Origin of the sequence: Nonomuraea sp. NPDC049504 (genome assembly GCF_040676845.1) — a bacterium.
Classification (GTDB): Bacteria; Actinomycetota; Actinomycetes; order Streptosporangiales; family Streptosporangiaceae; genus Nonomuraea; species Nonomuraea salmonea.
The window spans coordinates 87,305-107,926 of the sequence record NZ_JBFAPT010000013.1; the positions used below are offsets into that span (position 1 = coordinate 87,305).

At 68.7% G+C, this 20,622-nt stretch carries 25 protein-coding genes and 1 pseudogene; 10 read left to right on the plus strand and 16 right to left on the minus strand.

The features are described from left to right. Positions 1-19: 19 nt before the first annotated feature. Positions 20-481, minus strand: coding sequence for an RDD family protein (locus AB0K28_RS24645; RefSeq protein WP_364374083.1), 462 nt, complete (start codon positions 479-481; stop codon positions 20-22). A gap of 78 nt (positions 482-559) precedes the next feature. On the opposite strand from AB0K28_RS24645, the gene AB0K28_RS24650 reads away from it, so the two are divergent. Continuing rightward, positions 560-1,594: a hypothetical protein gene (locus tag AB0K28_RS24650; protein ID WP_345400846.1), complete on the plus strand. Its 1,035-nt coding sequence runs from the start codon at positions 560-562 to the stop codon at positions 1,592-1,594. Positions 1,595-1,720: 126 nt separating this feature from the next. Continuing rightward, positions 1,721-3,145 carry a type I glutamate--ammonia ligase gene (gene glnA / locus AB0K28_RS24655; RefSeq protein ID WP_345400843.1) on the plus strand — a complete coding sequence of 475 codons (1,425 nt, stop codon included), beginning with the start codon at positions 1,721-1,723 and terminating at the stop codon, positions 3,143-3,145. Between the two features lie 194 nt (positions 3,146-3,339). On the opposite strand, the gene AB0K28_RS24660 is transcribed toward glnA, so the two are convergent. From AB0K28_RS24660 to AB0K28_RS24705, 10 genes are all read right to left on the minus strand, one after another. Next, positions 3,340-3,528: a helix-turn-helix domain-containing protein gene (locus tag AB0K28_RS24660; protein ID WP_364374087.1), complete on the minus strand. Its 189-nt coding sequence runs from the start codon at positions 3,526-3,528 to the stop codon at positions 3,340-3,342. An 88-nt stretch (positions 3,529-3,616) separates the two neighbouring features. Then, positions 3,617-3,922, minus strand: coding sequence for a hypothetical protein (locus tag AB0K28_RS24665; protein ID WP_364374090.1), 306 nt, complete (start codon positions 3,920-3,922; stop codon positions 3,617-3,619). After that, positions 3,922-5,841, minus strand: a complete 1,920-nt coding sequence (locus tag AB0K28_RS24670) for a hypothetical protein (protein WP_364374093.1) — start codon at positions 5,839-5,841, stop codon at positions 3,922-3,924. Before AB0K28_RS24670 ends, AB0K28_RS24665 begins: the two co-directional genes overlap by 1 nt. Before the next feature lie 22 nt (positions 5,842-5,863). Further along, positions 5,864-6,715 (minus strand): hypothetical protein, encoded by an 852-nt coding sequence (locus tag AB0K28_RS24675; protein WP_364374096.1) that lies wholly within the window; start codon positions 6,713-6,715, stop codon positions 5,864-5,866. Next, complete coding sequence (locus tag AB0K28_RS24680) at positions 6,712-7,125, minus strand: hypothetical protein (RefSeq protein ID WP_364374098.1); 414 nt, start codon at positions 7,123-7,125, stop codon at positions 6,712-6,714. The genes AB0K28_RS24675 and AB0K28_RS24680 overlap by 4 nt, the downstream gene beginning before the upstream one ends. 14 nt (positions 7,126-7,139) lie before the next feature. Next, positions 7,140-7,589, minus strand: a complete 450-nt coding sequence (locus tag AB0K28_RS24685) for a hypothetical protein (protein ID WP_364374101.1) — start codon at positions 7,587-7,589, stop codon at positions 7,140-7,142. Between the two features lie 2 nt (positions 7,590-7,591). Then, positions 7,592-7,816, minus strand: a complete 225-nt coding sequence (locus tag AB0K28_RS24690; protein WP_364374104.1) for a hypothetical protein — start codon at positions 7,814-7,816, stop codon at positions 7,592-7,594. A 161-nt stretch (positions 7,817-7,977) separates the two neighbouring features. Next, positions 7,978-8,415 carry an SsgA family sporulation/cell division regulator gene (locus AB0K28_RS24695; protein ID WP_364374107.1) on the minus strand — a complete coding sequence of 146 codons (438 nt, stop codon included), beginning with the start codon at positions 8,413-8,415 and terminating at the stop codon, positions 7,978-7,980. Then, positions 8,415-9,971 (minus strand): hypothetical protein, encoded by a 1,557-nt coding sequence (locus AB0K28_RS24700; RefSeq protein WP_364374110.1) that lies wholly within the window; start codon positions 9,969-9,971, stop codon positions 8,415-8,417. The genes AB0K28_RS24695 and AB0K28_RS24700 overlap by 1 nt, the downstream gene beginning before the upstream one ends. Beyond that, positions 9,968-10,303 (minus strand): WhiB family transcriptional regulator, encoded by a 336-nt coding sequence (locus AB0K28_RS24705; RefSeq protein ID WP_364374112.1) that lies wholly within the window; start codon positions 10,301-10,303, stop codon positions 9,968-9,970. The genes AB0K28_RS24700 and AB0K28_RS24705 overlap by 4 nt, the downstream gene beginning before the upstream one ends. 264 nt (positions 10,304-10,567) lie before the next feature. Between AB0K28_RS24705 and AB0K28_RS24710 the strand changes: the two genes are divergently transcribed. The 8 genes from AB0K28_RS24710 to AB0K28_RS24745 all read left to right on the plus strand — a co-directional run bounded on the left by AB0K28_RS24710 (position 10,568) and on the right by AB0K28_RS24745 (position 17,870). Further along, complete coding sequence (locus tag AB0K28_RS24710) at positions 10,568-11,314, plus strand: GntR family transcriptional regulator (RefSeq protein ID WP_364374115.1); 747 nt, start codon at positions 10,568-10,570, stop codon at positions 11,312-11,314. A gap of 151 nt (positions 11,315-11,465) precedes the next feature. Beyond that, complete coding sequence (locus AB0K28_RS24715; protein ID WP_364374118.1) at positions 11,466-12,695, plus strand: helix-turn-helix domain-containing protein; 1,230 nt, start codon at positions 11,466-11,468, stop codon at positions 12,693-12,695. Between the two features lie 403 nt (positions 12,696-13,098). After that, complete coding sequence (locus tag AB0K28_RS24720; RefSeq protein WP_364374121.1) at positions 13,099-13,470, plus strand: hypothetical protein; 372 nt, start codon at positions 13,099-13,101, stop codon at positions 13,468-13,470. Between the two features lie 359 nt (positions 13,471-13,829). Then, positions 13,830-14,840 carry a thymidylate synthase gene (locus AB0K28_RS24725; RefSeq protein WP_364374124.1) on the plus strand — a complete coding sequence of 337 codons (1,011 nt, stop codon included), beginning with the start codon at positions 13,830-13,832 and terminating at the stop codon, positions 14,838-14,840. Next, entirely contained in the window at positions 14,837-15,349 is a 513-nt protein-coding gene (locus AB0K28_RS24730) for a nucleoside-diphosphate kinase (protein ID WP_364374127.1), read from the plus strand. The genes AB0K28_RS24725 and AB0K28_RS24730 overlap by 4 nt, the downstream gene beginning before the upstream one ends. Then, positions 15,346-16,611 carry a hypothetical protein gene (locus AB0K28_RS24735; protein ID WP_364374130.1) on the plus strand — a complete coding sequence of 422 codons (1,266 nt, stop codon included), beginning with the start codon at positions 15,346-15,348 and terminating at the stop codon, positions 16,609-16,611. Before AB0K28_RS24730 ends, AB0K28_RS24735 begins: the two co-directional genes overlap by 4 nt. A gap of 18 nt (positions 16,612-16,629) precedes the next feature. Beyond that, positions 16,630-17,292 carry a 3'-5' exonuclease gene (locus AB0K28_RS24740; RefSeq protein WP_364374133.1) on the plus strand — a complete coding sequence of 221 codons (663 nt, stop codon included), beginning with the start codon at positions 16,630-16,632 and terminating at the stop codon, positions 17,290-17,292. Positions 17,293-17,303: 11 nt separating this feature from the next. Further along, positions 17,304-17,870: an NUDIX domain-containing protein gene (locus AB0K28_RS24745; protein WP_364374136.1), complete on the plus strand. Its 567-nt coding sequence runs from the start codon at positions 17,304-17,306 to the stop codon at positions 17,868-17,870. 116 nt (positions 17,871-17,986) lie between these two features. On the opposite strand, the gene AB0K28_RS24750 is transcribed toward AB0K28_RS24745, so the two are convergent. The 5 genes and pseudogenes from AB0K28_RS24750 to AB0K28_RS24770 all read right to left on the minus strand — a co-directional run bounded on the left by AB0K28_RS24750 (position 17,987) and on the right by AB0K28_RS24770 (position 20,620). Then, the gene (locus AB0K28_RS24750; RefSeq protein ID WP_364374139.1) at positions 17,987-18,253 is read right to left on the minus strand and encodes a hypothetical protein; all 267 of its coding nucleotides are present in this window, start codon (positions 18,251-18,253) and stop codon (positions 17,987-17,989) included. A 64-nt stretch (positions 18,254-18,317) separates the two neighbouring features. Further along, positions 18,318-18,614 (minus strand): hypothetical protein, encoded by a 297-nt coding sequence (locus tag AB0K28_RS24755; protein WP_364374142.1) that lies wholly within the window; start codon positions 18,612-18,614, stop codon positions 18,318-18,320. A 565-nt stretch (positions 18,615-19,179) separates the two neighbouring features. Beyond that, a pseudogene (locus tag AB0K28_RS24760) lies at positions 19,180-19,620 on the minus strand (N-acetylmuramoyl-L-alanine amidase); the annotation flags it as partial. A 14-nt stretch (positions 19,621-19,634) separates the two neighbouring features. Next, positions 19,635-19,979: a hypothetical protein gene (locus AB0K28_RS24765; RefSeq protein WP_364374145.1), complete on the minus strand. Its 345-nt coding sequence runs from the start codon at positions 19,977-19,979 to the stop codon at positions 19,635-19,637. Further along, positions 19,976-20,620, minus strand: coding sequence for a hypothetical protein (locus AB0K28_RS24770; protein ID WP_364374148.1), 645 nt, complete (start codon positions 20,618-20,620; stop codon positions 19,976-19,978). Before AB0K28_RS24770 ends, AB0K28_RS24765 begins: the two co-directional genes overlap by 4 nt. Positions 20,621-20,622: the final 2 nt, after the last annotated feature.

The following is a 20,622-nucleotide window of genomic DNA, read 5'->3' on the forward strand; positions in this document are numbered from 1 at the left end:
ACTTTTCACCGAGAAGGCGTCACATGCGGACGACGACCGTGTTGGACACGCGGTCGTGCACGCCGCGGTGGTCGCGGTCCCAGATGACGGCGGGCACGGCCAGGGAGAGCAGCACCGTACGCACGAGGACGGGCATCCAGCGCGGGTCACGCCCGTCCATCGCGGCGACCCTGACGCCCATGAGCCGGTGGCCGAACGTCTGCCCCATGAAGCCGACGAGCAGCAGATATTGAACGGCGAACACCAGCGCGGGCGCCCACGGCGACTCGGCCGGGTTCATCCTGAGCAGCAGTTGCACGACCACCCACGTGCAGATCATCCAGTCGATGACGAGCGCGCCGATCCTGCGCCCCCATCCGGCCACCGACCCGCTGCCCTCCTGGGGCAGCCCCAGACGCTCTCCCGGGTAGCCGAGATCGACCCCCGCGGCGCGGACGCCGCCCAGCCAGGTCTGCGTCCACCGAGGCTCCTTGCTGCTCATGCACTCCACGGTAGCCGCACGCGGGGCCGGTCCGAATTGTGACCCGAGCGCGTCGTGAGATCCGCCAAAATGGTCGCCATGCCACACGGAGATGACCTTGACCAGCGCTTCACCGACGTCGTCGGACAGATAGGCCCCGAGCAGCAGCGCGAGATGAGCGCGGCGGCGAAGAGGGGCGCCAGGGCGTCACGGCGCGCCATGAACACCGAGCCCGAGCCCTTACGCCGCGAGCCCGAGTGGGACCAGCCGGAGCCGCCACGCCGCAGGACGAGCGCGGCGTGGTGGGCGGGCGCCGTGCTGTCGGTGGTGATCCTGGTGGGCTGGGTGGTCGTGGAGTTCCGCCCCGACCTGGTCCCCTTCACGGGCGTGGTGCCCGAGGAGACCACGGCCGTCCGGGGCCCGGTGAAGGAGAACGGCGCGTCCGACGCGGCCGTGAGTGACTCCGCCGAGCCGTTCAAGGGCTCGCCGGCCGAGAAGTGGCCGACCGGCGCCGCCGGGTTCGTCATGCCGCCCGCCGAGGCGGTCGGCGGGCTGTCGAAGCAGGACGTCGCCAGGGGCCTGGCGCGGACGCGCAAGCTGCTGACCGGGGCGTACCTCGACAGGAAGATGATGATGGGCGGCCGGCCCACGGCGTTCACGCGGCAGCTGCACCCCGAGCAGCGGGCGAACTTCCGCAAGGAAGGCGCGGCCACCTGGCTGCCGATCTTCGCGCCGAAGACCGCCGAGTTCGCGTCCACGATGATCAAGGTGAAGGGCCGGACGACGATCTCGGAGTACAAGGAGGACGGGCGGACCGGCGCCAGGCTCAGCACGAGATACCTCATCGCGTACGCGATCCAGCGGCCGGGCCAGGCCGATTCGGCCATCCGGCTGGTCGCCGAGCACGAGGGCGCGGTGACGGTCTTCCGCCAGGACGGCGAGCTGGTCATCTGGGCCGACAGGTGGGGCGCGGACATCGCGCCGGCCCGGTGCGACGTGGACGACGACTACATCCACCCCATGTACGCCGACTCGCCGGCGGATCTGACGGTGCCGAACGGCAAGGCCGCGGATCCGTACGAGCTGGACGACACGCCGGACGACGGCGAATGCCAGGCCGTCGAGGGGACGTGAGCGGCCCCCCGCAGGCCCTGTGACCAGGCAGACCGCGCGTAACACGTGCGAAACAATCGGGACACCGTACGGAAACGGCCACGCCCTAGCGTCGCCATGATGGCCAGTCCCCAGGGAGGTTCGAGAGTGTTCAACTCCGCCGACGACGTCCTGAAGTTCATCAGTGACGAAGGGGTGCAGTTCGTCGATGTCAGGTTCACCGACCTGCCGGGGACGACGCACCACTTCACCTTCCCGGTCGAGAACTTCAGTGCGAGTGTCTTCACCGACGGACTCATGTTCGACGGCTCGTCGATCCGCGGCTTCCAGCAGATCCACGAGTCCGACATGCTCCTTCTGCCCGACCCCTCCAGCGCCGTGCTCGACCCGTTCCGTCAGCACAAGACGCTCAACCTCAACTTCTTCGTGCACGACCCGCTGACGGGCGAGGCCTACAGCCGCGACCCGCGCAACGTCGCACGCAAGGCGGAGGAATACCTCAAGGGCACGGGCATCGCCGACACGGTCTACTTCGGCCCCGAGGCCGAGTTCTACATCTTCGACGACGTGCGCTTCGAGACGAAGCAGAACGCCGGCTACTACTACATCGACTCCATCGAGGGCGCCTGGAACACCGGCAAGGCCACCGAGGGCGGCAACCTCGGCTACAAGCCGCGCTACAAGGGCGGCTACTTCCCGGTGCCGCCGATGGACCACTTCACCGACCTGCGCTCCGAGATGGTCCGCAACCTCATCGAGGCCGGCATCGAGGTCGAGATGCAGCACCACGAGGTCGGCACGGCCGGGCAGGCGGAGATCGACTTCAAGTTCGGCACGCTGCTCAAGACGGCCGACAACCTCATGCTCTACAAGTACGTCATCAAGAGCACGGCCCTCGAATACGGGCACACGGTGACGTTCATGCCGAAGCCCATCTTCGGTGACAACGGCTCCGGCATGCACTGCCACCAGTCGCTGTGGAAGGACGGCTCGCCGCTCTTCTACGACGAGGTCGGCTACGCGGGCCTGTCCGACACCGCCCGCTACTACATCGGCGGCCTGCTCAAGCACGCCGCGTCGCTGCTGGCGTTCACCAACCCGACGGTCAACTCCTACCACCGTCTGGTTCCGGGCTACGAGGCTCCGGTCAACCTGGTCTACTCCCAGCGCAACCGGTCGGCCTGCGTCCGCATCCCGATCACGGGCTCCAACCCGAAGGCCAAGCGCATCGAGTTCCGGGTGCCCGACCCGTCGTGCAACCCGTACTTCGCGTTCTCGGCCATGCTGATGGCCGGCATCGACGGCATCCGCAACAAGATCGAGCCGCCGGAGCCGGTCGACAAGGACCTCTACGAGCTGCCGCCGGAGGAGGCGCGCCAGGTGCCGCAGGTGCCCGGCTCGCTGCCCGAGGTGCTCGCCGCCCTGGAGGCCGACCACGACTACCTGCTCGAGGGCGGCGTCTTCACGCCTGACCTGATCGAGACGTGGGTGTCGTACAAGCGGGAGAACGAGGTCGACCCGATCCGCCTCCGCCCGCATCCGCACGAGTTCGAGCTCTACTACGACGTGTGACGGCGGGGTTCTCCGGCCTGGGCGATCTTCCCGGAAACCGGCGCTGAGCTGGAGAAACCTTGTCGTTAGTTGTCGTTGTTTGTCGTTGCTGAGCAACGTCAGATGGAACAGAGAAGTAACAGAGCGGCCCGGCACCGAAATCGGTGCCGGGCCGCTCTACGCCGGTCAGACCGTAGATAGCATTCCCGCTATCGTCAGCTCGCTACAGGCTCCGCGTAGTGCTCGTTCTCCCACGCTTCCACGTCGGCGATCTTGTATCGGACGTGCTTGCCGAACTTCATGAATCGGGGGCCGCCGCCACGCGAGTTCCAGGCATAGACGGTCATGATGGGCACCCCCAGGCGCTCTGCGAGGTCCTCCGGGCTCAGATGCTTGTCCGCCACTGGCTCCCCTTCACGGTCCGACCTTTCGCAACCCTTGGCATCGCTTGTCATTGTGACGCACTTGACGCGATTATCGCACATTCGTGCGTCATACACCTCCCCGGGGATTCGGGTAACCGCTGGCCAGGATCGCTAGGCCCGATACCAGCATCACCGTGCCGCCGATCAGGCCCCACGTAGCAGCCGCGAAAGCCCAGACCGCCATGACGGTCAAGACGATGCTGACCACTGCCCCACCGAGCCGCTCCAGCGCCACCAGCGCCGCCCCGACCGCGACGACGACCAGCGGCACCGTCACCACCAGGTTCACGCTGCGGACCTGCGTCAGGGGCGCGGCCGCCCAGACGACCGCCAGCCACGCCGACACCACGGCGATCCGTACGAACCCCCTCATCAGCCCTCCAACCTCTCCACGATCTCCTCAGGCAAGGCGAACGCCTCTGCCCCGTCCTTACTGACCGGCCAGACCCGGCCGTCCGCCACCAGCCGCTTGAGCTGAGCGTGGATTTCGCTCGGAGGCGCCGTCACCCGCCGCTTGAGCACGCGGTGCAGCAACTCCCCGATCTCCAGCGCCAGACCGTCCGCCTCGGCCAGGACGTCGATGATGGCTGCCTTGACGTCCCCCGCGGTCGCACGCGGCTCCTCCGCGCGGCCGCCGCCGGCGCGGGCCTGCCGCCCGCTCTTCTTCGCGTTGACGAACTCCTCAATCCAGCCCATCGTCAGGTCGTCGATCCGGCCGGCCGCAGGCTGACGGGCGACGTACTTGGGCTTCTCGGTGTACAGCCACCGCATCAGCGCGGCCCGCCGGTCGATCCCGTTGAGATAGGCGAGGCCCTGCGTCAGCGTCCCGTCCTGGAACGTCATCGGCAGAAGCGACGGGTCGTGCGGGAGCCCCATCTGGTAGGCCGCGCCGGGCGTCTGCGTCCGCAGCGCGCAGGCGTTCTTGCGGAGCTGCGCCCGCAGCGTCACCGACCCGCCCAGCTCGGTCATGTTCGGGTCCTGGGCGACCAGGACGATGCCGCCGCCGCCCTTGCGCCAGGTCTTCGCGCCGGAGGCGAGCATGCCCACGGCCTTTTTGCCGTGCACGTCGTGCTGCAGCAGCTCCGGCGCCTCCTCCAAGACGAAGAAGATCCCGGTCATGCCGCCGGCGTCGGGGTCACCGGGCACCAGGTGCGTCTTGCCCGTCCGCTCGTCGCCGTCCTCGTCCACCCACGGGATCCGCGCGAGGTGTCGGACGCGGCGACGCATGACCCAGTGCCACAGCTCCAGCTCGCTCATGCAGTCGTCCTCGCCGAGGGCGCAGCGGTGGGTGTTGCCGTTCCAGTCCGGCATGCTGCCGCCCTGCGGGTCGAGCAGCACCGTGGCAATCTGATCGGACAGGTGGGCCAGGCTGATCAGCGTTTCCACCGACCGCGACTTGCCCGCCTCGGAGTCGCCGACGATGATGCCGTGCCGCATGCCGCCGGACTTCGTGAAGAACGCCCAGTGCGCGGGCTGCAGGTCGTAGAAGTAACCGACGTGCGCCCGGCCGTCCTTGCCGATGCGCGGCTGCAGGTCCTCGAACCTCCGCACGGTGGCGAGCGTGTCGCCCTTCAGCAGGGTGAACATCGCCCGGCTGTTGTCGCCGTACGGCACCGGCTCCAGCACGGCGAGCTGCGCCGTGGTGTGGAACGCTGAGGCGACCTTCCCGGCGACCTGCATGATGTCCTTGGTTTCCTTCTCGCCCGGCACCGCCCGGATCTCCGCGCGGTAACCGGCCTCGATCCGCTTCGGGATCGTCATGGTGGTTCCCTCGAGGGCCTTGCCCTTGGCGGCCAGCCGCTCGTTGAACCGCCTCATGATCTGCTGCACCTCGGCGTTCAGCTCCACCTGCTCGACGACGACCTCGGGCGGTTCGATGTCGAGCTTGTCCGCGCGGCCGGGCAGCGGCAGGCGCCGGTGACGCCGCCAGTGCGCGGCCGAGTACCAGAGCCACCCGGCGACGCCCGCCACGGCGACCGAACCGAACGGGCCGGAAGCCGCGGCGGTCAGCATCCACCCTGTGCCGAACGCCGCCGCGCCGACGTTCCGGCGGGCGCGCACGGCGCGGACCACCGGGTAGGCGCAGGCGGCGGCCGCGCCGAGCATGCCCACGGCCGGCTGCTGGGTGTCTAGCAGAGCTGATAGCGAAAGCGCTATTGGCGGCCACGCGAAAGGAGCTCCCATCGTCACGCGGTACCGCTGGCGGAACGCGACCCGCCGCGCGGTACGAGCGACCTCGACGGACGGCTTCTGCTTGCTGACCTTGGACAACGGATGCTCCTTTCGCGTCATGATGCTGGGCGTACGGCCGGGCTCAGCCCTGCGCGTACGCCTCCTTGCTGGCGACGTTGTCCACGCCGCCGACCGCCGCGTGAGCCTCGGCCACGTTGCTCTGCGCGGCCGCGAGGTCGGCGATTGTCTGGTGCTGGTCGGCGAGCTGCTTGGCGGTCTCCTGAGCGGCCATCAGCGCCGCGATGAGCTCGCCACGGCCCATGTCCTTCTGCAGCAGGCCGGCCACCTGGCCGTCGATCGCGGCCGCGATCTGCGTCATGTCGCCCTGCGCGGTCTCGTGGTCCTGCTTGAGCTGCGGGAAGCTGGTGAATTCGGCGTTCACGGTGGTCCTTTCGTCAACGGTGTCGAAGCTGGTCAGGTCGATGGTGGGCTTGTCGGTGGGCGCCGGGAGTTCCGGATTCTGCTCGATGGTGGGGTGTTCCTCCTCGGTTTCCGGCTCGTCCTCCTCGGTCCCGTCGATCACCTCGGCTTCCTCGATCTCGCGGGCGGACTGGTAGTCGCGGTAGGCCCGACGCGCACCGGCCGCGGCCTGCTTGCCGATCCGGACGGCGCCGCCGAGGACCTTGAGCAGTCCGTACGTGCCGCCTGCGACCGCCGCGGCGGTGCCGCCGGTCAGCGCGAACGCTCCGGACACCCACCAGCGCAGGTTGCGTGGGCTGGGCGGGCGCCCCCTCCGGTCCGGTCGGGTGAGGTACTTCTGGGCCTGGTCGTAGTGCTTGCGCGCGGCCGTGAATCCCTTGCGGAACTCGATCTCGGCTTGGGCCGTGCCCGCGCGGACTCCCCCGAGCGTGGCGGCGCGGGCACCGGGACGCTTCACGAGCGCCGCGGTGACGATGCCGGACAATGCCAGGATCAGGATCACGCTAATGATCACTGGTCGTCTCCCTTGACGTTGGTGGTCATGGTCTCCTGCCACGCCTGCTTGACGTCGCGGCCGAGGTCAGCGGTGTTGAAGCCGAAAAGCGTGACTGCGGCTACGACGAGCAACGTGGGGATCAACGGCGCGACGATCGCGGTGGCCCGGCCGACCTTGTTCTTCTTGCCCCACACGTCCGCGAGCCAGATGGCCACGCAGACGCCCAGCGCGATCGACGGGACGACGGGGTGCAGGCGGCCGGTGACGGCGCGGACGACGGCCTCGAAGAACGTGCCGATCAGGCCGAAGCCGGCGACGAGCATCCACCAGGCGGTGAACTTCGGCGCGGTCTTCTTCCAGGTGAAGACGATGCCGAACGCCAGCATCAGGGCGGTCACGCCGCCGAGGCCGACGAGCAGGTTGTCCACGGTGAGGGGTCCTTTCAGGCGAAGAAGTGGAGAACGAGGTAGGCGACCGTGGCCGCCGTGGTGAGCTCCGGCAGGTAGATGATCATGGCGGGGACGTAGAACGCGGTGTACGCCAGCGCGCGGACCAGCAGCAGCACCCGCCAGCCCCACAGCACGATCCGGACGTCGCTCGGAATCCACTGCGGCGACCACCGCTCGCGGACGAACGTGATCGGCGAGGCCATGTAGGAGGGCCGGTCGCGAGCGATCCAGTCCGACAGCGGCCCCTCAACGAACTCGAGGAGCTGGCCAAGTCGAGACACCTCCGGCGCGGCGGGGAGCTGCTGCTGGTCCTCGCGCAGGGGCACGACGGGGGCGACCTGCTCGGCCTCCTCGCTGGCGAGCTGCGCCTCATCGGTGGTGGTGTCGAGCTGATCGTCCTTCGGCTGCTCATGCGTGGAGAACGGCGAGCGGATGCTGCGCATGGTCACCTCCTCTGACGATTGACGTCGTCGCCGCTAGCGCGCAGCTCGGCGGCGTAGTGCTTGTAGAGCCGATCGCCTTCGGTCTCGTCGGCGTTCTGCATGTCGGCGAGTTCGGCCGTGAGGTAGCGGATGGCCTCGTGGAACGCCTCCTTGGCGGTCTGCGCGCCCGCGATGCGGGCGTGGAAACGGGCCTTGCGGGCCTTGCGGCGGGTCGGCTTGGGCTGCACGTGACTCCTCCCGATCGTCACGGACGGTTACGGCTGGCGCGGGCGTGCTACGATCTCGCGCACGTGCGCGCACGTACACCTGCGCGCGTTGGGTCGCCCCGCGTCGGCGGCCTGCGGCCCTGTTCGGCGCTGGACGAGACCTCGTGGCTGTTCACGCTCGGTCACGCCGCCAGCAGGGTGGCGATGACGGCGTCCCAGTCGATCTCGGCCATCTCCCCGCCCATCGGCACCAGCTCGTCGAGCCCGTCCAGGTGCCTGGCGAGCAGGTCGGCCGGAGCGCGGAACACGCCGAGCAGCAGGTCCCCCTGCGTGACCCCGAGCAGCACGTACTTGCCGTCCGAGGACGGCTGCACCCGTAGCGCAGTCCGGTCCGGCTTCGACAGGCACTCGGCCAGCTCGGTGAGGCCGTCCGCGAGGACGTGCCGGGGCACAACCACCGGGGCCGGCCAGTCCTCGATGTCCACGTGGACGAAGTACGGGTCGGCCGGCCGGTAGGTCAGCCACCCGTTGTGGAACTCCTCGGTCGCCTCGTCCCACAGGGGGACGTAGCAGGACCGCTCGGCCGTCTTGTCCGTCTCGTTCGTCCGCTTAGTCGTCATCAGTTCGCTCCCTTGTCGTCGGCGGACGAGCCGTTCTCGTCCACTTCCTCTGTGGCGGATGGTCCGCCGTCCACCGTCGTCTTCGTCTGCGCGGACGAGCCGTTCTCGTCCGCTCTGTTCGCGGCGGACGAGCCGCCCGTCCGCAGCAGCTTCAGCAGTGCGCTGGCGCGCTCGTTGCTGATCGTTCGTCCGTGCTCCTTGATGGCAGCCGCGAGCAAGTCGCGGGTGAGCCGGTCGCCGGTCGCCTGGTACTTGGCGAAGATCGTGCGTCCGAGCGGCAGCAGGTCGCCGAAGTCGTCCGCACCTGCGGTCCGCCCGCCCGTCCGCGCCGTCCGTCCGCCGTTCGTCTGCCTGGACGAACGACGCCCGTCCGTCCGCTTCTTGCCGGACCGTCCGCCCGGACGGGGCTTGCCGTCCGTGCCGTCCGTCCGCTTCTCCTCGGGCTTCTCGTCCGCCGTCCGTCTACGCGTGAGCAAGTCCCGCCACCGTGCGCGCCGCACCGGCTCGTCCGCCGCCGGTCCGCCGTCCGTCCGCTTTTCGTCCGTCTGTTCGTCCGCCGGACGAAGCTCGCCAGCGGCCACCGGCCGGTACATCGGGAACATCCCGCCGCCCACCCGGTGCACGAATCGCGCGATCGACTGCTTGGCCGCGAGCGCGTCCGGGTCCACGCCGTACAGCTCCTCCGACAGTGCAGCGAGCTGAGTCAGCGCGAGCTCCAACTGCGTCCGCTGCGCGGCGACCACCGAGGCCTGCGCCTCGTCCACCGTCCGCCGGGCCATCTCGAAGGCGCGGCGCGTCCGCACCACGTCCACCGCGATGTGCGGCGACTGCACACCCTCGCTCACCGCCCACTTGAACGCGGCGAACGTCTCCCGCGTGTGCAGCAGCCAGCGCAGCACGCTGAACTTGGGCGCCCGCGGGTCGATCAGGCCGGCCTCGCGCAGGTCCTGGCGGTGCAGGTGCCGCGAGTGCATCGACCACAGCCACGGCGACGCCAGCGAGCACGCCGCGAACAGCTCCGGATAGTCCTGCACGTGCGTGAACGACAGGTACCCGGCGCCCGCACCGATCAGGTACGACCACATCCGCGTCATGAAGGCGGCGTCGCCTTCCCTCAGCGCGACGTGCGCGTGCCAGGAGACGTACACCGCGACGGACTCAACGATTCCGGCGGCGAGCAGGGCCCACAGCGTCGGCAGGCCGCGCTCCATGAACGACATCGCCTGGCCGCTGACCGCGACGAGGTTGACACCGAGGTTCGTCGTGCTCATCACAGCCAGACGCCCGGCGGTCCGCGTCCGCTGGGCCCAGGCCTCGCGCCGCTTCCGCCGCTTCGCGCGGTTGCGCTGGGCCTCGGCTTCGGACTCGGCGACGATCCGGGTCTGCTCCTGCTCGGCCAGCTCGCCCGCCCGCTCGGAGAGGGTGGCGCGGTGCTCGGCCTCCTCGATCTCTCGCAGGCGCCGCGCCTCGTCGCGAAGGCGCTCCTGCTCGATGCGGAGACGTTCCGCTTCGAGCCGTTCGCGCTCGCGCTCGGCGCTGGGGGTGAGCAGTCTCACGCGGCCACCTCGTAGGTGCCGATGCCGAGCTGGCGGCGCAGCGCGGGGTCGGTGCCGCCCACGATGCCGATCGGGTCGTACGGCAGGAGCCGTGCGCGCTCGACGCACGGGCCGCCCAGCCCGGTGAAGGGGCAGCCGTTGCACCGCTTCTTGGCGGCCTCGTAGGCGTCGTTGGTCTCCGCGATGGGGAACCAGTCGTCGGGGTCGGTGCCCGGCCGGCGGCACAGCGCCGCGGGGGTGAGGAGGAGTTCGTCGAGCTCGCGCAGCCGCTGGGCGGCCTGGCGGTCGGATGTGACATACGTGTGGCGGGATGCCACGATGTGGCTGGACATCGGGTCTCGGTTCCTTTCGCGAGGGGTGAGAGACCTGGTGTTCGTAGGGCCCTGCCTAGAAGTGGAGTTCCGGGTGGGGCCCGCTGCTTTGTGGTGGGCGGCTTTCCGGTGGAGCGGAGAGTCGCCCTTTTTCGCACTCTGCTAAGCTGTGTTTACTAGTAAACAGAGGTATTTGATCTGTGTCAAGCGCCAACCCGAAGAACCCAACGACCGCACGTAATACGATCAACGCCAGCCGAACACGCACTAGGAGAGGACCCGCCCGTGCCCATCGAGAGGTTCGCCGCGGTCCTGAACGACCTGCGGGCGAAGATCCTCGACGGCACCTATCCAGCGGGCGAACCCCTCCCCCGCACCGACCGGCTCAAAGACACCTACGGCGTCAGCACCGCCGTCATCACCCGAGCCACGAAGGAACTCAAAGACGAAGGGCTGCTCTGGCGCGTCGCCAACCGAGGCATGATCGTGCTGCCGCCGCCCGTCCCTGTACGCCTGTCGCTCACCACCGCGCCCCAGTACGAACACGACGACTGGGCCGCCGCCTGCCACCAGGCCGGCCTCACTGGGAACATCCACACAAGCCGCCGAATCACCACCATCGACGCGACCCGTCCCTTCACCGAACTCTTCGGCATCAACGAAGGCGACCCCCTCGTAGGGTGGCAACGCACCGCCATGGTCCACGGCGACGTGCCCGTCTTCCACGACCGCATCTTCCACCCTGCATCCGTCCTCGGCGACGCACCACCCGCCACCCTCACCCCCGAAGCCATCCAGATCGCGCGGTCCCGGTTCGACCCGAGCACCAGCTACGCCGACATCACCACAACCGTCCGGCCCTGCAGGGACAAAGAGACCAACCGGCTGAAGGTCAGCGAAGGCACGCCCATCTTCGACATCACCCGCACCTTCCACGACAAGAACGGCCGTACCTACGAGATGCTGCGCCGTATCGTGAACCCGCTCCGGGTCCGCCTCGTCGATCGAGGACTACCGCTCACGTCGCGCTGAACTCCCACCCCTGGGACTTCCTGGGAGAACACGAAAAGGGCCTGCCCACCCCCGAAAGGAGTGAGCAGGCCCTTCCTCCGAACCTCTCGCATAAGTAAGGCCCTGCGACTTAGCCTGAGCGTGCGTGGAAGACTCAAGGAGGTGCAGGGCCGTGAACGACGCTAGCACGGAGCCCGGTGCGCGGCTACGCGAGCTGCGCAGGAGACGAGGACTCACACAGGAAGACCTCGCCGAGGCGGCGGGCCTATCGCTGCCGGTCATCAAGAAGATCGAGCAGGGCGGAAGCGCGAGGATGGAGACCTACCGCGCCATCGCGAAGGTCCTCGGCGTCCAGACCGTGTGGTTCGTCTCGGCTGGTTCGCCACGCCCCAGCGTGGACACCGGCGACGACACCGTACTCACCGAGATGCGTGCCGCGCTCATCCCCCCTATCGGGTTCAACGGCTCCCCCATCATCGGCACTGCCGACCACGACGACGTCGCACTCCCCCGCCTCATCGACGCCGCAGCCGCCGTCAACCGCGCCTACCACGCCGACCGCTACGACGACCTCGCGCACCTGCTGCCCGCACTCGTCCGGTCCGCGCACTACCACGTCGCCCGGTTCAACGACGGCGCCGAACGCACCCGCGCCTACAAGGTCCGCTCCGCCGTGCTCGGGCTCGCCGGCCGCTACCTCATCCAGATCCGCGCACACGACCTGGCGCTCATGACCCTGCAAGAAGCCGCGCGCGACGCCATCGCAGCAGGTGACCAGGCGCTCGCCGCCTCGGCCATCTCCTCCCAGGCTTGGGCCATGCTCCGGCAAGGCCGCTTCGACGAGGTAGAGCAGCTCTGCGCACGAGCCGCCGACCAGATCGAACCGAAGATGTCCCAGGCCACCCCCGACGAGCTGGCCGCGTGGGGATGGATGCTCATGCGGGCGAGCGCCGGAGCGATCCGCAACAACAGGCCCGAGGAGGCAACCGAATACCTCGCGCTGGCCAAGACCGCGGGCGCCAGGCTCGGCCGAGAACACGACCTCGGCGGCCAGAAGGCGTTCGGCCCGCTCACGGTCGCCTTGCTGGAACCCGAGAACGCGATGATCGAGGGCCGCCCCGACAAGGCCCTGGAAGCGATGAACGACCTGCCGCGCGACGTCGGCCACACCAACGCCTCCACCCTCAACCGCGCCAAGCTCGACCGGGCGCGAGCCCTCGTGCGCGTCGGCGACACCGACCAGGCGACCGAAGTCATGACCGGGCTGCGCCGCATGCACCCCGAGTGGCTGCAATACCAGCAGGCCGGCCGCGACGTGGCCAGAGAGATCATCGAGTCCAGGACCCGCATGCCCAGTAACGAACAACGCGAACTCGCCGATTTCCTCGGCATCGACGACTAAGGGATACGGAACGTATCCCTTACGGGCGCGGCGCAGCCAAACGGCTGCGCCGCGTTTCTGTTACCGCCCGCAGCCGCGGCGTACCTTCACGTCAGTCGGAGGTGCAGCATGGACGCGGACAAGGCCCTGCACGACCTCGGGAACCTCCCTAGCCCTGCGGAAATCCTCGCAGCGCATCACCCCGAGTGGCACTTCTGGCGTGAACGCGACAGCAACGGCCTCCACGGCGATTGGGTCGCCCAGCACGCCACTGACCGTGACCGCGTCCACAGTGCTCCCGACATCCCCAATCTACGCAAGCTACTGGAGAAGGACGCCGCGAGGAGCGCACGAAGGGACGCCCCGGCCACCCGCCACAAGGCCGAGGATCCCGCTCCTGATCGCGGACGGGAGGACCACTCAAGTGACACCACGCCACGCAGCCCCACCAGGCGAAATCACGCAGGCCCTGAGCGCGGCCGAACAGCTCGTTGATCTGCTCGGCATACGCCACAACATCCCCGCCAACGTGCAGACCTTGCCCTGCGGCGTGGTCGTGCGCGTGTACGCCGGCCTCTTGGCGCACGTCGATGACGTCATCTGGTGGACCGTGCCCGACGTCACCGGCACCCGCGAGCGGCCTCTCAGGACGTACGCCACCACCACCGAGGTCGCCGCCGACCGGCTCGCCGCGCACTACAGGGAGCTGCGATCCGTGCCTCTCGGGGATCTCCTCCGCTACGGCCGCATGGTGCTGCTGAACGAGACCGAGGTGCGCCGTGCGTCAACTCCTTGATCCTGACGAAGTCGCACAAGCAGTCGAGCTTCAGCACGCAAGCCCCGGCTGGCTCGTCATCTGGGGACTCTGGGCCAGGAAGTTCACCGCATGGCACCTGGCCGACCCTCGCAAATGCCGCATCGTCCACGCCCCGACCGCCAACGAACTGCGCAACTTGATCGACAACGCAGAACTGGAACTTCGGCGGGCCTCACCCGCAACCCACCCCGGCCCGCCGCCTTACCCCATACGGCAGACCGCGGAGGCCCGCCAGGCACAGCGCGGCGCCCCCGAGTACCCCCATCCCCAGCCGCAGCACGTCCGGATGGACCACCACTCGGGGCCGTCAGCGACACCCCCCACCTATCGGAGGACCCGTGACGCCTGACACTCATCCCACGTTCCACGACGCCTACCCGGCGGTGCTCCGCCGCGTACTCACCAACCCCGACCACGAGATCTCCACCCGGAACAATCCCGCGGTGGAAGTGCTGGACGTGTCGTACCGCATCGCCGACCCCCGCCAGCGCGTTCCCTACCTGCTGAAGCGGCCCATCAATCTCGCCTACAACTGGGGCGAGCTGCTGTGGTACATGTCCGGCCGCGACGACGTGGACATGATCGCCTACTACGCCCCCGTCATGCGGACATGGACACCGGACGGGAAAACCCTCACCGGCACCGCCTACGGCCGGCGCCTGTTCGTCCCCGGCCGCGACGGCCGCACCCAGTGGCAGCGTGTGATGGACCTGCTGGAGAAGGACCCCGACAGCAAGCGCGGTGTCCTGGCCATCTTCGACGCCGACGAGCTGGCGATCGACGACAACCCGGACATGTCGTGCACTCTCGGTGCTCACATGCTGCTGCGTGACGGCACGCTGCACATGACGTGCTACATGCGCGCGAATGACTCCTACCTCGGGATGCCGAGCGACGTGTTCACCTTCACCACGCTGCAGGAGCTTGCAGCGAATCTGCTCGGCGCCCGCCTCGGCCACTACACGCACCACGTCGGGTCCATGCACGTCAACTCCTGGGACCAGGAGAAGGTGCGCGGTCTGCTGTCCGAGGTCGATGACATCGACTACCAGCCGCCCAACTACCGGTTCCCCATCATGCCCGCGGACCGGTGCATGGAGTCGATCCGGCTCGTGATCCAAGAGGAGGAGGCGCTGCGCCTCAACCAGGTCCAGCACACGCCCAAGAGCGTCGCGCACACCGGGCTGGCCTGGTACTGGCAGCAGGTCCTCCTCGTACTGGAGGCGTACCGGCAGATCAAGCACACCAGCGAGCCGGTGAACGGTGACGTGCTGGACGTCCTGCACCCCGGCTATCGGTGGCTCATCCAACAGCGCTGGCCGGACCGGATGCCCGAGGAGGCAGCATGACACCGCCGGACGGCTGGGACCGCTGGACAGTCGTTCTGTGCAAGCCCGACGCGACAGAGCGCCGTCTGGTCGTGCCGATCCTCGAATGGATCGGTAGCGCAGTGACGGCCGTGGCGACACGGGAGGTCGTCGTCTCGGCTCAACAGATCCTCGCCCACTACGCCGACATGGTGGCGCTCCAGCACAAGTTCCCGTTCGACGTGGAGGCGGACCTGCGCCGTCAATACGTGGGGGCGACCGTCACCGTGGCGCTCGCGCACGGCGACACCGACGACACCGCCCAGCGGGTGCGAGACCTGCTCGGCCACTACGATCCGGCCGTCGCCCCGCCCACCACCATTCGCGGCCACTACGGCATCGACAGCGCTGAGAAGGCCGCCGCCGAGGGCCGGTTCATCTACAACCTGGTCCACGCCAGCGACCACGCCAGGGACGCCGAAGCCGATTTCAAGATCTGGTTCGGCGAACCGTACCGGCGATTCCTAACTCAGGAGGTCCGAGCACGATGAGCAATCCCATCTTCCTCGGCAACACCATCCACGCCAGCCCGACTCGGCTGCGCCTGATGCCAGCCGCTCAGCAGGCCGAGCTCGACCCCTACATGGCGCAGATCATCACCAACCGCAAGAGCGGACTGTCGCTCAACCACATCATCGGCTGCCCGCTCGACTGCGGCTACTGCGTCCGCCACTTCTGGGGCAACTTCGAGCAGAAGATCCCGCAGCTCCTCGTCCCCACCGAGAAGGCCGTCGAAATGCTGGTCGGCCACCCCGAGTTCGTGCCGCACACCACGCCGCTGCAGATGTTCAACAAGGCCACCGACCCCTTCCTGCCCGGCGTGAAACCGCACCTCTTCGCCGTGCTGGAAGAACTCGACCGGCGCCGCCTGACCAACCTCGTCCTGATCATCACTCGGTTCCACGTCACCGCATCCGACATGGAACGGCTGGAGGCGCTGCAGCACATCCGGCCGACGCTGCTGTTCACCTACTCCGGCATCAAGGACGACCGGGTGGAGCCGATCGGGAAGTCCACCACGACCGCCGACTCCATCACCACGGCGGCCGCCTACGGCCGGCGGACGAAGGTGATCCTGTACTGGCGGCCGATCGTGCCGGGCTGGAACGACGACCCAGACACCATGTCGCAGGTGCTCGACCTGGCCGCCGTCGCCAAGGTGGACGCGCTCGTGTTCACCGGCTACTACCACAAGGAGGAGAACGCCTCCTACCTGCGCGAGCTGGGCGTGCCCGTCCCGTACGAGGACGACTGGCAGAGGCGGAAGGTGCTGCCCGCCGAGCTGGACGCCCGAGTCGTCCAAGCCTGGCGCGACTCGAACATCGGTATCCCGCTGTTCCGGAAGACGTCGTGCGGTGTCACCTACGGCTGGCAACTCCCCGACTACAACGGGCATCTCGGCGTGCCCGACCTGTGCGACATCTGCCCGCCCGAGCAGGTCGCTCGCTGCTCCGCAGCCCTCATCGCGCCCTCCGACGAGGAGATCCGCATCGCGCTCGACTCGTTCGGGTTCGACCCCGAAACGCCGTTCCTCGTCGAAGACGGACACGTGCTGACCGCCAAGCTCGGCGAGCAGCGCCGCTACGCCCTCCAGCACCTGTTCGGCTTCCAGTTCTGGGAGGTCGAACACCCGCACGTGCCCGCCGCCCACGGCCGCGCTCTGCAAGGCTACGAGCTGACGCAGGCCGAGCAGGCAGAGCTCGACGGAGCCCGTGAACGGCTCGCATCCGCCGCCCGCCACGACGACGACTAGCCCCATCTGGAGAACGACATGCACGACCAGCCGTGGACGGCCGCCGACGTCGTCGCCATCGACCTCGAAGGCACTGGCAGCCAGGACCGTCAGGACGAGGCAATCCTGGAGATCGCGGCCGTCCCGCTGGCCGAAGGCCGCCCCCACATGAGCGAAGCGTGGGTCACCGCCATCAACCCCGGCCGGTGGATCAGCCCCCGCCCGTGGATCTCGCCCGGCCTCACAGGCAACGCTCTCGCCGGCGCTCCCGCTCTCGACGAGGTGTCCGGCGTCATCGCCGAGAAGCTGAACGGGAAGATCCTCCTCGGCCACAACATCGGCGTGGACTGGCGGCTCATCCACCTCCGCCTGCCCCACATCGAACCCGCCAGGCTGCTCGACACCGCCCGCCTGATCCGCCACCTACGGCCCAACATCAAGCGGTGGAACCTGACCGGGCTGCTCACCCACTACGAGTTGGGGGACCAGGTGACGGCGCTCGTCCCTGACGGGCAGCCACACCGCGCGCTGTGGGACGCGGTCGGCGCCGCGCTGCTTCTCGCCGAGCTGGTCGGCCACCTCCCGGACAAAGCCGACACCACGCTGGCCACGCTTACCCGCGTAGCAGGGCTGGAAATCCGCGACAAGGCGAAGCCGGCCGAGACCGATCAGCTCACCCTCGACCTCCATACCGACACCTGAGAGAACACCAGATGGTTCCCCCATGCGACCACGAGTGCGTCGGCGTGGTCATCCCCGATGCCGGGGACACGTACTGGCTCCTCGACCGGGGCAAGCCGCCGCCTGGATGGGCGGGCGTCGGTGACCACCTCGACGACCACGGCGGTCCCGAGGCCGCCGCCCGCGCCAAGACCCTCGAGGAGTTGAGCATCACCGTGGTCAGCCTCATCCCCGCGTTCGAGGATTGGCTGCCGAACTGGTGCCGTCGCCGACACCAGCCCCGCAAACTGGGCCACCATTGGCACCTGTTCATCGCCGAATGGCGGGGCCAGCCGACCCCTGAACCGGAGGAGGCGCGCGGTCTGCGCCGCTTCCATCGGCGGCAGCTCCAGGTCTTGGCCGAGCGGACCGCGGCCTACGCCATCGGTGACGTGACCCCGCCGCAGTTCGCCGCCGATCCGGGTCTTGAGCTGCCCTGGGCGTACTGGGCTCACCGCCTCGGCCTGGTGGACCTGCCCCGCGACGTCTTGAGCCGCATCATCGACCGATCCGCCCTGCCACCAGACGTGCTGAGCTTGAACAGCCGAACACCTTCCTAACCCCAGCAGCCCGCGAGGCTCTCCGCCTACGTCGCGGTGCCCCACTGCCACAACGCCGAAAACGCCCCGCCCCTCCCAGAAAGGGAGGAGCGGGGCGCTCTCAATTGCGGAAGAAACTACCGCTGGTCGTCCAGCAGGTCCGGCCGCGGGGTGTGCCGCGCCTTCCAGCCGGCCACCGCCGCCAGCGCGGTCGGCAGCAGCGGCAGCGTGATCGCCTCCACCCAATCGGGCAGGAAAGCGATCATGCTCGGGGCGTCGGCGACGGCCTGCAGCACCGCCATACCGGCGACACCACCCAGGTAGGACACCAGGGTCATCGCCTTGACCTTGGTCTCGACCGGCGGCTTGGAGTAGGTGAGCTGGGGGTCAGCGTGAGCGTTCATATGCCCCTCCTTCGGGACAGCCCGCCACCACGGCGGGAAAGGTCAACAGGGGTCGGGGGAAAAGTCAGGAGCGGGGCGGCCACGACCACTGACCGTGGTCCGTGCCCTCCGAGCGGGACGTGGCCCAGTAGGAGTGGTTGCCGTCGAGGAACACCTGGAGGTTGACGGCGGTCCCGCCGCCCTCGTACGTGCGCGTGATGATCGCCGGGAGGACGTCGCCGAGCTTGACGGGCGCGCGGACGACGCCCTGGCCGCCGAACGACTGCATCGACTCCAGGTTGATCATGGAGACGTCATGGCCGGACAGCTTGTAGTGAACGATCCGGCCGATCGTCGGCACGGCCTCGGTAGGGGTGGACACAGGATGCCTCCTTGGAGGGTCAGATCTGAAAGCGGTACCGCAATCAGCGCTTGAACATCGAGATCTTGGCCATAGTCACCTTCTCGACCACCGCCGCGGCGTCGGTCGGGTTGATGATCCTGAGCCGGAGCTGGTTCTTGGTGTTGAGCGCGAACTGGCCACCCACGCTCGTCTCGACACGCCCGTTGACGTCCGCGCGGAAGCTGAGCCGCCACGCGTCGTCCTCGCGTTCCTTGCCGTCGCGCGAGTACCGCGACCACGCGACGTCGATCTCGCTGCCCGGCTTCAGCCCGCGAACCTTCACCAGGCCGTCAACGATGCACCAGCGCGCCGCCTTCGCCATGATGGCGACCCCGTCCGCGCTGTGGCCGGGCGGGTCGTCGGCGTACTCGGTGTGCCAGCTCACCGCTGCCTCGCCGCCGGCCGGGACGTCCTGGTCCTTGCCTGCTCCTAGGGAGATCACCTCGGGCACGTCGTCCTCCTGCTTGATCGGGCTTCCGGGGTGCTTGAGCAGCGCGGCCACGCGCGACCGGAAGGCGTTCATGTTGATCGAGTGCGGGTCGGGCTTGCCGGTGTTGACCTCCCGGTGCGCCTTCACCCGCGAGGCCGACAGCCCGAACTCCCGGCACAACTCCGCACACAGCGCTTCGTAGGCGTCGAGCTGCACCTGCGGCCACGCCGTCTTGCCGTCGTTCTCGGCCTCGATGCCGATCGACGTGGAGTTCATGTGGTGCGCGCTCGTGCTCGGCGCGTTGTGCCAGCACCGCCCAGCGGCGACGACCCAGATACGGCCGGTGTGCTGCAGCCAGAAGTGCGACAGCGGCCCGTCCAGCCCCGGCCTGCCGTTCACCACGATGTGCCGGTCCGCCCAGCCAGCGGTGTGGTGGCAGACCACGCCCTGCACGGCCTGCTGCGGCCCATGCCCCCTGGTCTTCCACCCGCCGACCTCCGTCACCGGGAATCCCGTCGCGCGGGCGACCGAGGCGAGCTGCGTCAGCCACGGCATGGTGCCTCCTTCCTTCAACTGCTCGTGAGTTGGATCAGCGCGATGACCGTGCCCGCCGCAGCGATCAGGACGGTCACGACGGCGATGATCTGCCGCGTCCGGTCCGTCAGCTGGCCACGAGTCACCGCCTCCCGCTCCATCACGTCCACGCGGCCCTCCAGCGCCGCGTACCGGGCGTCGAACGCGGCGCGGTCCTGCTCGACCCGCTTGACCAGCTCGGCGTGCCGGTCGTCCACCCATTCCAGGCGCTGCAGGATCAGCGCGGTGGAGCCGTTCGTCCGCTCAAACCCAAGCTCGACTGCGCTGCGCAGTTCCGCCAGAGCCAGCGCCAGATTCGGTAGCGTCTCCTCCTCGCTCATGCGGCCACCGGCCGCCCCGGCCCGATGAACGTGGCGGCCGGCTTGCTGTAGAAGTCAGGAGCGGTCAAGGTGCGGCGCTGCCACTCCACCGCCATCCGGCGAGACTCAACCCGGATGGGGTCAAGCCGCGCCTCCAGCAGAGGCGCAAGCGGATCCGCTGGCGCGATACGGCTGGATCCCACGAACAGCAGCGCCCCCTGCCGATCCTCCACCGGCGCCGCGTCAACGCGCGCGATGCGCTCCTTAACCAGAGCGATCCGGGTCAGATGCGCCTCCCGCCGCTCCTGGTCCGGCACACCCCGAGTCCAGCACGTCGGCAGGTCCCGAATGTCGTCGATCACCGCCGCGAGCGTCGGGTCCTGCGCCGCGAACGGATCGTCCACGCGCGGGATCCACGGCTCATGCAGGATCACGTCCACCAGCGTGCCGACGTCCTCCGGGTCGATGCAGTACTCAGCGGCCCGCCACTCCAGCGCCGAGTGCGGCATCACCCCCAAGATCTCCCCAGCGTCGGGCCGCACCATCTTCAGGCCCCACAACGGCTCAGCCCCCATCGGCGCTGCACGCCTGGCCTCGTCGCCCTCCCGGAAGTGCATCGGGCTGTAGCCCAGCTCGGCATCCCAGACCGTCCAAATTTCCATGA